Here is a 13020-nt window from a genome sequence, read left to right as displayed (position 1 = left end):
TGAGGCTGACCGGGCAGTCCGCGCAGGCGGCCCGGTCAACAATTGAAGGAGGAAAGCGATGTCGAGCGACGTGCTGACGCAAAAAGACGAGCGGATCAAAACCGTATCTTTCACGACCAGGTTGATGAAGCGACCGGAACTGGGGGCGATTGGGGGCCTTGTCCTCGTGACACTCTTCTTCTTGGCAACGGCCGACCGAACCATGTTCACGCTCTCGGGCATCATGAACTTCATGACCCCGGCAGCACAACTCGGAATCCTTGGCATCGCTGCCGCCATGCTCATGATCGGCGGGGAGTTCGATCTGTCGATCGGGTCGATGGTGGCATTTACGGGCATGCTTTTCGGCGCATTTACCGTAAACATCGGCATGCCACTGATCCTTGCAATTCCGCTCACCTTGCTGTTTGCAGCAATGCTCGGTGCAGCAAACGGGCTGATCGTGATCAGAACCGGGCTTCCTTCGTTCATCGTTACACTGGCCGGGCTGTTCATCCTCCGAGGGGCAACTCTAGTGGGGTTGAAACTCCTGACAGGTGGCGCAACGCAACTCCGCGGCATCCGCGAGGCGGTCGGCGAAGACTTTCTGGCCCCGATCTTCTCCGGTGATGCGTTCGAGTTCCTTTTGAACTGGCTTGCGGAAACGGGATGGGTTGACAGCTTCAAGTCGGGGCTGCCCAAGGTACCAGGTATCCCGGTCGAGATCATCTGGTTCATCCTTTTTGCCCTGGTGGCAACCTATGTCCTGCTGCGGACCCCGATCGGCAACTGGATCTTTGCGACCGGCGGCGACGCCAATGCTGCTCAAAACTCAGGCGTTCCTGTGCGGAAGGTCAAGGTCGCGCTCTTTATCCTTACCGCTGTTGCTGCAGCACTCGTTGCCATCATCACCGTCATGGACGCGGGATCGACTGACGCACGGCGCGGGTTCATGAAAGAATTCGAGGCCATCATCACGGCCGTCATCGGTGGATGCCTGCTGACAGGTGGATATGGATCAGCAATCGGCGCCTTCTTCGGTGCCATCATCTTTGGCATGGTCACCATCGGGCTCACCTACACGAAATTCGATCAGGACTGGTTTCAAATCTTCCTTGGCGGGATGCTCCTGCTGGCTGTCATCTTCAACAACGTAATCCGCAAACGCGTGACCGGGGAGCGCTGAGATGACCGCACCGATCATCCGCATGGAAAACATCAAGAAGCACTATGGCAACGTGATTGCGCTGAACGGCGTGACATTCGATGTCCGTCCTGGCGAGTGCCACTGCCTCCTCGGCGACAACGGAGCCGGCAAGTCCACCTTCATCAAGACGATGTCCGGCGTCCACCAGCCGACCGAGGGCTCCATCACCTTTGACGGGCGTCCTTTGTCCTTCAACAGCCCGCGTGACGCAATGGAAGCCGGGATCGCCACCGTGTTTCAGGATCTCGCCATGATCCCGCTCATGTCGGTTACGCGCAACTTCTTCATGGGACGCGAACCAACGCGAGGACGCGGGCTTTTCAAGCGTTTCGACATCGAAAAAGCCAACGAGATCACGATGGCGGAGATGCGCAAGATGGGCATCAACCTGCGTGGCCCCGACCAGGCGGTAGGCACCCTGTCTGGCGGGGAGCGTCAGACCGTGGCCATCGCCCGTGCAGTTTACTTCGGTGCGAAAGTGCTGATCCTGGACGAGCCTACCTCGGCGCTCGGCGTTCGCCAGACCGCGAATGTCCTGGCGACGATAAAAAGGGTACGTGCACATGGGATTGGTGTGGTTTTCATCTCTCATAATGTCCGCCATGCCATGGCGGTCGGTGATCGCTTCACGGTTCTGAACCGGGGCCAGACGCTTGGAACCGCCACGCGTGGTGAGATCGATGCTGCCCAATTGCAGGACCTCATGGCCGGGGGTCAGGAAATGGCGGAGCTCGAAGGCTCCTTGGGTGGAACGATCTAAGCTGTCGGAGGAGAGAAACAAATGTTTGGGTTTCCGAATCGTCCGCTCGGTGTCGCACTCATCGGAACGGGCTTTATGGGCAAGTGCCACGCCCTAGCATGGCGCAACGTTGCCGCAGTCTTCGGCGGCCCGCATCATCGACTGGAAGTCCTGTCGGATGTCACTCAGGAACGTGCGGACACCTCTGCACAACAGTTCGGCTTTGCGCGCGCCACGGCCCATTGGGAAGAGGCGATCACAGATCCGGCCGTCGATGTGGTCTCGATCACCGCGCCCAACGGTCTGCACCGCCCGATGGCAGAGGCAGCGCTACTGGCGGGCAAGCATGTCTGGTTGGAAAAGCCGATGGCGCTCACGTTGGCCGATGCCGAGGCCATGGCGGCGCTCGCCGCCGACAATGGGGGGCTGGTGACGATGCTGGGCTACAACTACCTGCGCAGCCCGGCCTTCCAAGCCGCGCGCAAGTTGATCGGCGATGGGGAGATCGGCAGGCCGCTCGCATTTCGTGGCGTCTATGACGAGGACTATTCTGCAGACCCCGATATTCCGTGGTCCTGGCGCATGACGCATGAAGACGGTGGGCTCGGCGCCTTGGGAGATCTTGGTTGCCATCTGGTTAGCCAGATGACGGATCTTATGGGACCTGTGACCGAGCTGGTCGCCCAGACCCAGATCGCAGTCCCTTATCGACCTTCCACAAGTGGTCCGAAGGCGGTTGAGAACGAGGATAGTGCGATGGCACTCCTGCGGTTTGCCTCTGGCGCGCATGGATCCTTCGCCACGTCTCGCGTTGCTCGAGGCCGAAAGTGCAGGCTGCAATGGGAGGTCCATGGCAGCGAAGGCACGATTTTCTTCGATCAGGAGAACATGAACGAGCTTTGGATCCACCGGGTCGGAGATGCCGGCTTCGTCTGTCACCGCACGGGGCCCGAACAACCAGATTTTGCAGCCTTCTGTCCCGCACCCGGGCACAATTTCGGCTTCAATGAGCAGAAGGTCATTGAAGCTCGGGACCTGCTTCTGGCAATTGCCGGCGCACCCAACAGGGGGCCGGATTTCGGGCAAGGGCTTGAGATAGAACGCGTCATCCATGCGATGGCGACCTCGAATGGTACCCGGGTTCTGCTGTGATCGGCGATCTGACCAGTCGCCGACGATTACCCGGGACCTGCCCACATCTGTCTACATCGAATTGAACAGGAAAACTGTAATGGAACAGCCCTTCGTCCTCGCCGCCTGCGCTGAAATGATATGGCGTGATCGCCCGATCGAGTGGCGTGCTGCGCGTTTAGCCGAGATGGGCTTCGAGGTGGGTCTATGGAATTGGCCGGATCACGATCTACACGCTTTAGAACGATCAGGCGCCACCTTTTCGATCATGAATGGCTATCTGACAGGAAGACTGGCCGATGACGAGGGTGCGGATGAACTGCTGCGATCGGCACGAGAGACGGCCCAGGTCGGCAAACGCCTCGGCGTTTCTAGGCTTAACCTGCATGGGACGGGACTGGGACCCGGTGGCCTGCCTGTGCGCCCCGCGGAGATTGTAACCGGAGCGATGTGGCTGAAGGCGAGCGACACGCTCTGCCGCATTGCGGACCTGGCTGAGGAAGAGGGCGTCGTCTTTACACTGGAAAATCTCAATCTTCCGGTCGACCATCCGGGCACCCCATTCGGTCGGGCCGCCGACACCCTGGCCTTGGTTTCTTCAGTCAATCACCCACGCCTGAGGCTCAATCTGGACCTTTACCACGTTCAGATCGGGGAAGGTAATCTCATCGAGACTTGCCGCGCCTGCTTGCCATGGATTGGCGAGGTGCAAGTTGCCGACGTGCCGGGACGCTGTGAGCCTGGAACAGGAGAGATCAACTACAATGTGATAGCCTTGGCACTTTACGATATGGGATATCGTGGACCCGTCGGTATGGAAGCTTTCGCCAAGGGAGAAACGGAGGCGGCCCTCGAGGCGTTCCGGGCCGCGTTTTCTATCTAATGGATGGTGCAATGGTGCGAGGCTATCGCGTGACTCGGTAATTGGATCGCGCGGTGGTTCTTCTGGCTGAACTACCGGCTGAGCTAGACATTGAGCGGCTGCGAACCGGCAACGGAATTTAAGCCTCCGGCTCTATTCGGACGCTTGAATGCGCTAAATTCTTGATTTGTCGAGTTTCTCGGCCGCTGCCAATACCAAGTAGGTAGCGGGTTCTGGGTTCGAGTCCCTTCAAGGCGGAGACGACCGGCAGGGCCCATACAGATGCGGGGCTTGGTTTACATCTGTATGGGCGATGTGGATCGGCGATTTATCCGAGCGACTATGCGGCTTCCCAAACCTGATTGAGGATCTTTGCCGCAAGCGCCGCCTTGTCCTGCGGCAAGAATCGGCCGTAGTGCTGCTGAACGACATCCGGTGTGTCTTGGATAGCATAACTCGCCTGCTCATACGATCCGGTCTGCTTGAGGATATGCGTTGCCAGAATATCCCGAAGATTATGCGGTCCGTGCGGCAGCAATCCCTTAATAGCGCCGCGGCCGGTATAGGGGGTGTAGATGCCATAGCGTTGGATCACGGTGCGCCAGGCTTCATAGAATTTGGTGGAATCGTATGCCGCGTCCAGGCTGGTTGTCTTCACCGTCTTGACGAACAGGGTGCCGGGATCCTTTGCCGAACCAAGCAGCACACCTCGGTGGCGATCGATATAGGCCTCAAGATATTTGTAGAGATCGAGCAGATCGGGCAGGATCAGCCGGAACGGCTTTTGTCCGAAGAAGGATGAGGCTGAGTTCTTGAAGGCGATTGATGGGATGAGGACCTCCCATCCGTTTTCCCGATCGCTCCAGCGCAATTCACCGCATTTCATGTCTTCCAGCCGTCGCTCCGAAGTCGGGAAATGCCCGCGTGGGCACAAGCGAAGCTGGCGAAGGTTCTTTTGCCGAAGTCCCAGATGCAGGCCGAGGCGCAGCAAAAGGAAAGAGCGGACCGCTTCGGCTGCTGCCCGAGGATAGCGGTTTTCATCCGGCATACGCTTCAGGATCTCATCTGTGATCTTGCGGTATTCCAACAGTGGGCTGTCTGCTTCAAGGACCACCATGATCGGCTCGAACGGATCGCGGTGCACGCGCATGACACGCTGTATTTCCTTCGAGCGATTGGCAGCATGCCGGTGGAATGCGTCGCAGGCGCCGTGCCAGTCGCGCGCTGCGAATTCTATCTCCTCTGGCGCGATCAGCCCTTCGATTGGCTGAACCTTCTTCAGGAGCTCCGGATGCTGGCGGATCCAGCCCACCTCCGCCCGCGTGAGAGCTTGCGCCACCATCAGCATGTCTTCTTCCCATTTGGTGTAGAAGCCGCGGCGCTGCTCCCGCCATTGGAGGTACCAGTCCCAGACGCCCGGGAAGATCAACAGGCCAAAGGTTAGTTGGCTGAGCGGCACACCGCGCCCTTTGACGACGCTGGCGGGTGAGGCAGCGAGTGCACCGAACATGAGGCCGAGATGCTCGACCTTCTGGGATGCGGTTTCCTCTCCCCAAACTCCATTTCGTTGGAAGCCGATTGCGGTCAGCGTCGATGTCTTGAAGCGGATCAGATCGGCCATCTCCATAGCCAACCGCGGCGGCGCATCGACGACGCCGGACAGGAGATCAGGATCTTCAAAGGCCTCGGGATTGTGGCTCGTCCTTTCCGGGTTCATTTGTGGTCGTGGAGACAGGGTGCCTCCGCCATAGGTGATCCCCGGAAATCGTATTGCATAACGCTGTTTGGTTGCCGCCGCCTGGTAGCGACGATAGTCGGTTGAGCCCGAGATGATGACCCGGCGCACCCATTCTATGATTTCTTCGCGCTTAGAGAACGGCAAGCTGCTGAAATTATCAGGAAGATGCCATGCAAATCGTCGCCGTTCCGCCGCACTGATGTCGCCCATATCATGGCCGTATAGGGAGCGGGATTGGTGCGGCAGCTTCCCTTTGAAATAGCCCTGTCCCAGTCGGTAGCGCCGCTCGATACGGGACAGGATCTCGAAGCTCGTCAGAGATCGCGGCACGCGCTCGCCCTGAACCCATGATAGCAGAGTCTTGTCATCGAACGTCTCGCCCAGGCGAACGACGGCTCGGTAAAGCTGCCAGTAACTCTCGCCGAACCGGCGCATCTGATAAACGAGTGCATCGTTAAAGCTCGCCGGATCATCGGTCGCCTCAAACAATGGCTCAGGGAATGGACTGATTGGTTTCGGTTGTGGTCCCCTCGGCTCTGACGAAGAGGTAGCCGGGATCTTGTCGCAAACGATCTGTCGCGGCCTGGAACGCGCCGCAGTTTCCACCGTGCGCCGAACGGTATTGCGCGATTTCGTGCGTGTTTTTGTCGACTGTATGTCATCGGCGGCAGGCGGTTCTCCGAGCCAGCGGATAATCGCGTCCAGTCCCGGACGGAGCGCCTTCTTCAAATCGGCTGTCAATTGGTTTTCGATCCCGCATGCCTCGCCAATGGCTGTCCAATCCATACGCCCACTAACGATCGGTGGTGGCCGGCGATGGATGACAAGACCAACGAGATAGGGCCGGATGCTTTCCAAAACTCGCTGTGAGGCGATTGGCGCGATCCGCACCTCGCAGAAATCCGAGACTTTTCGTTGAAAGTGATGAGATGAAAGATCGTGTTTTGCCATGCTCTTATTCCATTTCCCTCGGCACCAGTGCCGAGCGCGGGCGGGTAGGAGCGGATATTTAAAGAAGCGTGTATTGCGGGTGTGCTTCCAGTTTCGGTGCCCAGATTGCCTAACGTCCTATCAGTAAAGGAAACAAAATTGATCTGGAAGAAGATCTTTTAATCTCATATGATCCCTATTGGCGGCATTTAGTTTGACACGAGCAGATACGGTGAGATACGTAAACATATCATAATGGGAAAGATGAAGCGGTAAGGTATCGTATGAAGTCGGATTCTGAGGCTCTTCAGGACATAGGGCGGCTGCTCAAGACGTCGCGCAAGACTTTGGGCCTCACCCAGGAGCAGGTTGCGGATATGGCGGGTCTGTCGCGTCCGCGGTACCGCGAGATTGAGGCTGGAGCCAGCGCTGCCCGTACGACCACTCTGATCAACATTGGTCGTGCGCTTGGTCTGGAACTGATGCTCATCCCGCAGGCCATGGTCCCGGCGGTTGAAGCTTTACTGCAGCCAGGTGGCGCCGAAGATGACCTTCCTGCTTTCGTCGCCAGTCCTGATGGTGATGGCAATGTCTGATGCGCCTCTTGATCCAAGATCCATAACCTCACTGGACGTGCTGCTGAATGACCTGAAGGTTGGCATGATCGTGAGGACGCCGGGAGACTTCAACGCGTTCAGCTTTGAGGAGAGCTATCGACAGACGGGTGGTTTTCCAGTGCTCAGTTTGTCATTTCGCGCGGCACATGGGGGTTTGCGGAAGGACCCGAAGCCTGTCGCAAGGGCTTTGCCATCGTTCTTTGCGAACCTTCTTCCAGAGGATAAACTGCGCGAGGCGATGGAGAGGCACCATTCAGGCAGCGTGCGAGCAGGAAATGATTTCGATTTGCTTGCAGCACTCGGATCGGATCTGCCGGGGGCTGTCCGAATTGTGCCGAGCGAAGGCAGCGTTGTTCGTAATGAGGGTTTGACAACCCCCAGACCGAAAGCCCGGTTTTCGCTCGCCGGCGTGCAAATGAAACTCTCCGTCATCAAAAACACAGGCAAGGGCGGCGGTCTGACGATCCCCTTAGGCGACGGGCAGGGTTCATATATCGCCAAGTTTCCATCGACATCATTTCCCGGTGTCTCGGAAAACGAATTTGCAAATCTCGCATTGGCCGAAGCGATTGGTATGGACGTGCCGGAACGCGAGCTCGTGGAACAATCGCAGTTCGAGGGTATCCCGGAGGAGTTTGAGACATTGTCCGACGGCAAAGTCCTCCTCGTCAAACGTTTCGATCGCGTTGCCGGTGGTGAGCGCATCCATATCGAAGATTTCGCGCAGGTATTCGGCGTCTATCCGTCTCGAAAATATGAGGGGGCCACATATCATGATATCGCTGCGGCTCTTGGGGTCGCCGTTTCTTCAGCGGCAGCCCTCGAGTTCGTCCGACGACTGGCTTTGGCTTTGCTGACAGGAAATGGCGACATGCACCTCAAGAATTGGTCGCTGATTTATCATGGGAAGGGCGACAAGCCGGCACTTGCCCCGGTCTATGATGTGCTCTCGACTGTCCCTTACATTCCGTCGGACGCCATGGCACTGTCGCTGGCCGGTGAAAGGCCGTTCAAGGCAATGAACGCCCAGCGATGGAAAGTCTTCGCTCATCGTGCGCGACTGCCGGAAGCTGCTGTGCTGAAGGCTGTTACGGAGACGGTCGAGCGCGTCAACCAGTCTTGGTGGGCTCTGCCTGAACGAGCGGTTCTCCCCGATAGAGTGTTGGAACGGATTGATGCCCACATCAAGCTGATGTCACCGATCCTCGGCACGTGCGCGGATTAGCAATTGGTGTTTTTCCGTAACTCGTTAGCAGTTTCATAGCCCAACAATGCCAATAGGGTCGACGGTTCGGTTCCTTTCAAGAGCAAAGAGACCAATCCGGCAGAGGGCTCAATGTCCGTGGAGTTTCACGGTCGCCAAGCATCGTCTCCATTTGTAGTCCTTAAGACGAAATAACTTGTTTTGAATAGTCAAGTTATGTGTTGCGTGGTCTCGGGCACCGATTTAGGAAAAGAACACTGACGGCGACTAACGGATGTTTTGAGTGCAAAGTGCCCCTGTTGCGTTTCAAATGGCCAATGGTACTTCATCAAGGAGATGATTTCGCTCTCCCGGATGTGGTGCAACAAGCATGGGGGAGGCAGATCGCGTGCCTGCCATTTTGAACACGATTTTTGCCGCCCATCGGCGCTCCCTGCTCTGGACTGTTATGCGTATCGTGCGCGACCCGCAGATGGCAGAAGATTTGGCGCAGGAGACCTATCTGCGTGCTCACAAGGCGGTAGAGAGCGGAAAAGTCGTGAATATCGAGGGCTTTCTGCACCAGACGGCCCGCAATCTTGCGCTGGACCATCTGCGGCGCCGCAAGACCCGGGCGGGCGCCGAAGTGCAGGGGCTGGACGAGCATCTGCTTGCTGGTATTTCGGCTGATATCCCCTCTCTCGAACAGGCGTTGATCGAGAAGCAGACGTTCGGTGTGTTTCAGACGGCGCTTGCAGCCCTACCGGAGCGCGCGCAGGCCGTGTTGGTGCTGAGCCGCATCGAAGAGTGGTCAAATGTCCGCATCGCCGAACATCTCGGCATTTCGGAACGCACGGTCTTCAACGACCTGAAGCTTGCCATGGCTCATTGCCGGGACGCGATGGCGCGTCTGGAACGGAAGTAAGGAACACAATGGCGCTCTTCTTGACCCTCCAGGTCCGCAGGGTTGCCGCGACCAAGGCTATGCTTTGCTGCCGTCAAGAGCATTTTTCCTGGTTTGCCGTGCTCGCGCGTCAAGGTAACAGAAGACTGCAAACACGTTTCGATCGGATCGCCTGAGTGGGACACCAGAACGAAAACGACACGGATGGAACGAGCGGCGGATCTACCTGCGCAGATCCGGTAGCGGATCAAGCGCTCGACTGGTTTGTCCGGTTGCGCAACGGCGAGCCGGATGCCACGACACGGGGAGCCTTCCAGGCATGGCTGGCAGAGGATCCACGGCATGAGGCAGAATTCAGCAGCCTGGAGATCCTGTGGAATTCAAAGCCCTTCATCGACGCGGTTAAGACACTGCCGGTCGATCGGCGCGCGCCTATCAGGCCAAAAGCCAGACGCTGGCCGCTGCAAGCCGCAGCGCTTGCGGCCTCGGTTCTGCTTGCCGTTGGCGTCTGGCAATATCCGGCGCTCACTCTTGCCGTCCAGGCGGATTACCGAACCGCGACCGGCAGCCAGACAACTGTTCCTCTACCGGATGGCTCGACGATGATGCTGAACACCGACACGGCCGTCGCACTCGATTTTGAGGGCGGTCAGCGTCACATCCGTCTGCTGCGCGGCGAAGCCTTCTTTGATGTCGTCCATGACCCTGCCCATCCCTTTACCGTCAGCGGCCATTATGGTGAGGTTCAGGTGCTGGGTACGGCCTTCTCCGTCAGAACCGGTGATGACGAGGATCAGGTGGTGCTGGAGCGCGGTCGCGTTCAGGTTCTCTGTCTGTGCGATGGCAAGGGCAAGGCCGAGCTTGTGCCAGGTGAAGCGGTCAGCATCTCGGCATCCTCCGTTTCGCCCGTGCGTGCGGCTGACCCGTCCGTCACGCTCGCCTGGCGCGAGGGACGCATCATCTTTGAAAACGCCAGTCTCGGCGCTGTTCTTGAAGAACTGCGCCGCTACCATCGCGGGCCCATCGTGGTGGCAGATGAGCGGGTGAACCGACTGGTGGTCACAGGCAATTATCGTCTCGACAATGTAGAGGGGGCGCTGCGGACGCTTGCCGATGCGGCAGGTGTCGGATTTTACCGAATGCCCGGCGGCATTATAATCCTTCGTTAAATTTTCAACTTTTTTTGCCGGTTTGCAAACCATGCTGCGTCCTTGCTGACAGAAGGGCTGGATAGCGCATGACGCGCATCTGTCCTGGGGTTCTTGTGCAGAGGGTTTGGACGAGCATGGTTTCGGGGAAAAATTCACGTGTCGGCATGGCTGCTAACGAGCGCCGCCGTCAAAGGACAAATGTGCTTCTGGCGTCCAGCATTCTCGCCTGCATCACTGGACTTCTTCCGGCTGCCGCCCATGCGCAGGCGCGGGCTGATTTAAGCGCCACGCAGACCGTCAGCTTCCAGATTCCCGCCCAGCCGCTCTCTGCCGCCATCAACACCTTCATCCGTCAAAGCGGCTGGCAGATCAGCTATTCCTCGGCGCTCGCCGCCGGTAAGACCTCGACCGCCGTCTCCGGCAGCCTTACGCCGTCGGCGGCGTTGCAGCAACTCGCGCAGGGCACGGGCATCACGGTGCTGATTAGCGGGCCGGACTCGGCGGCACTCATCGACTCACCGCCGGCGGATGCGGGTGGTATTGCAGCTGGCGGAACAACCGTGCTCGATCCGGTTCTCGTTAGCGGGGAGAGTAACGGCGTCGATACATTCGTCCCCTCCCGCTCGGTTGGTGCGCTGAAGACCAGCGCTCCGCTGATTGAAATACCGCAATCGGTATCGGTCATCGGGCGCAAACAGTTGGAAGCGCAGAATGCGCAGAGTGTTTCGGAGGCGCTGCGATACGTTCCGGGTGTCGCCATCGAAACCTACGGGCCCGACCCCAAGGGCTATGATTGGATCATGATGCGTGGCTTCAATGCCCAGGCCACGAGCTCCTATCTCGATGGCTTGCGGCAGGTGTCGAGCAGCTACAGCTTTTTCCGGACCGATCCTTACGCCCTGGACAGTGTGGAGGTGTTGCGTGGCCCGTCTTCGGCGCTTTACGGCCAGAGTGATGCCGGCGGCATTGTCAACAAGACCTCCAAGAAGCCGATAGAAGACGATGTGCGCCAGATTGAGCTTCAGTATGGAAGCCATGATCGCAAGCAGGCAGCTTTCGATATCGCGGGCGCGGTCAATGAGGACAAGAGCATTCTCTACCGGGTGATCGGTGTCGCCAGGAATGCCAACACCCAATTCGAGTATTCGAACGGCGCGGATATCGGCGACGACCGGCTGATGATTCAGCCCGCAGTGACCTGGAAGCCCGACGAGGACACAACGCTGACGGTGACCGGTCAGGCGCTCAAGGATAAGAGCGGCGGCACGATCATGCTTTTCACGCCGACAAATATCCTTCTCGGCGATCCCAATTTCAACCAGAGCACCCAGGAGCAACAAAGCATCGGCTATGAGTTCGAGCATCGTTTCGACGAGACCTGGACTTTCCGCCAGAACGCCCGTTACGGACATGTCGACTTTACACTCGATAACCTTTTCCTGTCCGGCCTTGGAGCATCGGGCCTTAACCGTATAGCGCGACATTTCCACGAAAGCTTCGATGCCTTCACGATCGACAATCAGGCATTAGCGGAATTCGAGACGGGCGCGTTCTCACATCAGGCGCTGTTCGGCATCGACTATAGTTGGTCTGATGCTGACGTTCGGCGCTTTCAGGGATCTGCTCCATCACTCAATCCCTATGCGCCAGTGTATGGTGTCACCGTTCCGGTGCCGACGACACCTATGATCAGTTATACGGAGCGCTACAGCCAGACAGGCATCTATGCCCAGGACCAGATCAAGTTCGGCAATGGCTTCGTCGCAACGCTTGGCGGTCGCTATGACTGGCTCAACCTGGATACGCACAACCGTCTGACGGGCGCTGATACCGATATCACCATCGGTAACTTTTCGGGTCGCGCCGGTCTGAGTTACGTCACGTCCTTCGGTCTTGCTCCCTATGTCAGCTTCTCGCAGTCCTTCGTCCCGAACAGCGGCGTGGACGAAAACGGCAATACCTTCGATCCCTCGAAGGGCCGCCAGTGGGAAGCAGGCCTGAAGTATCAGCCCGACGGCTTCGATGGTCTGTTCACGATCGCCTACTTTGATATCAAGAAGACCAATGTCTTGAACTACCTTTCCAACGGCTTTGCCGTGGCAACGGGCGAGATCGCTTCGCGCGGTCTTGAGCTGGAGGGCAAGGTCAGCCTCGGCGGCGGCTGGGATTTTGTCGGTTCCTACACATATACCGATGCGGAAATTACACGCGATGCAACGGGCAATATCGGGAAACGCCCGATGCTCGTGCCGGAACAGCAGGCCTCCGTCTGGGTGAACTACACGTTCGAGACGGGCCTTCTGGAAGGCGCGTCGATCGGGGCTGGCGTTCGTTATGTCGGCAAGGTCTACGGCAACAATGCCAACACGTTCTCAGTACCCAGCCGCACGCTGGTCGATTTGGGAGCAAGTTACCGGATCAACGAGCATGCGAAGGTCTCCGTGAATGCTACCAACCTGTTCGATAAGAAGTATTTTACCACCTGCGATGCGAGTTACTCCTGCTATCAGGGCGATCGGCGTAGCGTTATCGGCAAACTGACCATCGATTTTTGAGACTGGGGAAGGCGCGGCCGCAAG

General features: G+C 58.0%; 10 protein-coding genes. 9 read left to right on the top strand and 1 reads right to left on the bottom strand.

Going from position 1 to position 13020, the window contains the following annotated elements:
• The first annotated feature begins 58 nt into the window (after positions 1-58).
• The 4 genes from AC4CWF_RS20270 to AC4CWF_RS20255 all read left to right on the top strand — a co-directional run bounded on the left by AC4CWF_RS20270 (position 59) and on the right by AC4CWF_RS20255 (position 3939).
• Positions 59-1165 carry an ABC transporter permease gene (locus AC4CWF_RS20270; RefSeq protein ID WP_491287096.1) on the top strand — a complete coding sequence of 369 codons (1107 nt, stop codon included), beginning with the start codon at positions 59-61 and terminating at the stop codon, positions 1163-1165.
• Between the two features lies 1 nt (position 1166).
• Positions 1167-1946 (top strand): ATP-binding cassette domain-containing protein, encoded by a 780-nt coding sequence (locus AC4CWF_RS20265; protein ID WP_491287095.1) that lies wholly within the window; start codon positions 1167-1169, stop codon positions 1944-1946.
• A 21-nt stretch (positions 1947-1967) separates the two neighbouring features.
• Entirely contained in the window at positions 1968-3077 is a 1110-nt protein-coding gene (locus tag AC4CWF_RS20260) for a Gfo/Idh/MocA family protein (protein WP_491287094.1), read from the top strand.
• Between the two features lie 79 nt (positions 3078-3156).
• Positions 3157-3939, top strand: coding sequence for a TIM barrel protein (locus tag AC4CWF_RS20255; RefSeq protein WP_491287093.1), 783 nt, complete (start codon positions 3157-3159; stop codon positions 3937-3939).
• A 319-nt stretch (positions 3940-4258) separates the two neighbouring features.
• On the opposite strand, the gene AC4CWF_RS20250 is transcribed toward AC4CWF_RS20255, so the two are convergent.
• Positions 4259-6607: a hypothetical protein gene (locus tag AC4CWF_RS20250; protein ID WP_491287091.1), complete on the bottom strand. Its 2349-nt coding sequence runs from the start codon at positions 6605-6607 to the stop codon at positions 4259-4261.
• A gap of 263 nt (positions 6608-6870) precedes the next feature.
• On the opposite strand from AC4CWF_RS20250, the gene AC4CWF_RS20245 reads away from it, so the two are divergent.
• The 5 genes from AC4CWF_RS20245 (at position 6871) to AC4CWF_RS20225 (ending at position 12996) form a co-directional block, all read left to right on the top strand.
• Positions 6871-7182 carry a helix-turn-helix domain-containing protein gene (locus AC4CWF_RS20245; RefSeq protein ID WP_491287089.1) on the top strand — a complete coding sequence of 104 codons (312 nt, stop codon included), beginning with the start codon at positions 6871-6873 and terminating at the stop codon, positions 7180-7182.
• Positions 7175-8428, top strand: a complete 1254-nt coding sequence (locus AC4CWF_RS20240) for a type II toxin-antitoxin system HipA family toxin (RefSeq protein WP_491287714.1) — start codon at positions 7175-7177, stop codon at positions 8426-8428. The genes AC4CWF_RS20245 and AC4CWF_RS20240 overlap by 8 nt, the downstream gene beginning before the upstream one ends.
• Before the next feature lie 367 nt (positions 8429-8795).
• Entirely contained in the window at positions 8796-9311 is a 516-nt protein-coding gene (locus tag AC4CWF_RS20235; protein WP_491287087.1) for an RNA polymerase sigma factor, read from the top strand.
• 155 nt (positions 9312-9466) lie between these two features.
• Complete coding sequence (locus AC4CWF_RS20230) at positions 9467-10459, top strand: FecR family protein (protein ID WP_491287085.1); 993 nt, start codon at positions 9467-9469, stop codon at positions 10457-10459.
• A 68-nt stretch (positions 10460-10527) separates the two neighbouring features.
• Positions 10528-12996 carry a TonB-dependent siderophore receptor gene (locus tag AC4CWF_RS20225; RefSeq protein ID WP_491287083.1) on the top strand — a complete coding sequence of 823 codons (2469 nt, stop codon included), beginning with the start codon at positions 10528-10530 and terminating at the stop codon, positions 12994-12996.
• Positions 12997-13020: the final 24 nt, after the last annotated feature.

It is taken from the genome of Neorhizobium sp. PAMB6630 (assembly GCF_058242775.1).
Note: the sequence above shows the minus strand (reverse complement) of the source record. Positions and strands in the feature narration are given on the sequence as shown.

Excerpts from the sequence above, each read along its gene's own strand:
- AC4CWF_RS20270 (WP_491287096.1), top strand. The coding sequence starts at position 59 with ATGTCGAGCGACGTGCTGACGCAAAAAGACGAGCGGATCAAAACCGTA.
- AC4CWF_RS20265 (WP_491287095.1), top strand. The coding sequence starts at position 1,167 with ATGACCGCACCGATCATCCGCATGGAAAACATCAAGAAGCACTATGGC.
- AC4CWF_RS20260 (WP_491287094.1), top strand. The coding sequence starts at position 1,968 with ATGTTTGGGTTTCCGAATCGTCCGCTCGGTGTCGCACTCATCGGAACG.
- AC4CWF_RS20255 (WP_491287093.1), top strand. The coding sequence starts at position 3,157 with ATGGAACAGCCCTTCGTCCTCGCCGCCTGCGCTGAAATGATATGGCGT.
- AC4CWF_RS20250 (WP_491287091.1), bottom strand. The coding sequence starts at position 6,607 with ATGGCAAAACACGATCTTTCATCTCATCACTTTCAACGAAAAGTCTCG.
- AC4CWF_RS20245 (WP_491287089.1), top strand. The coding sequence starts at position 6,871 with ATGAAGTCGGATTCTGAGGCTCTTCAGGACATAGGGCGGCTGCTCAAG.
- AC4CWF_RS20240 (WP_491287714.1), top strand. The coding sequence starts at position 7,175 with ATGTCTGATGCGCCTCTTGATCCAAGATCCATAACCTCACTGGACGTG.
- AC4CWF_RS20225 (WP_491287083.1), top strand. The coding sequence starts at position 10,528 with ATGACGCGCATCTGTCCTGGGGTTCTTGTGCAGAGGGTTTGGACGAGC.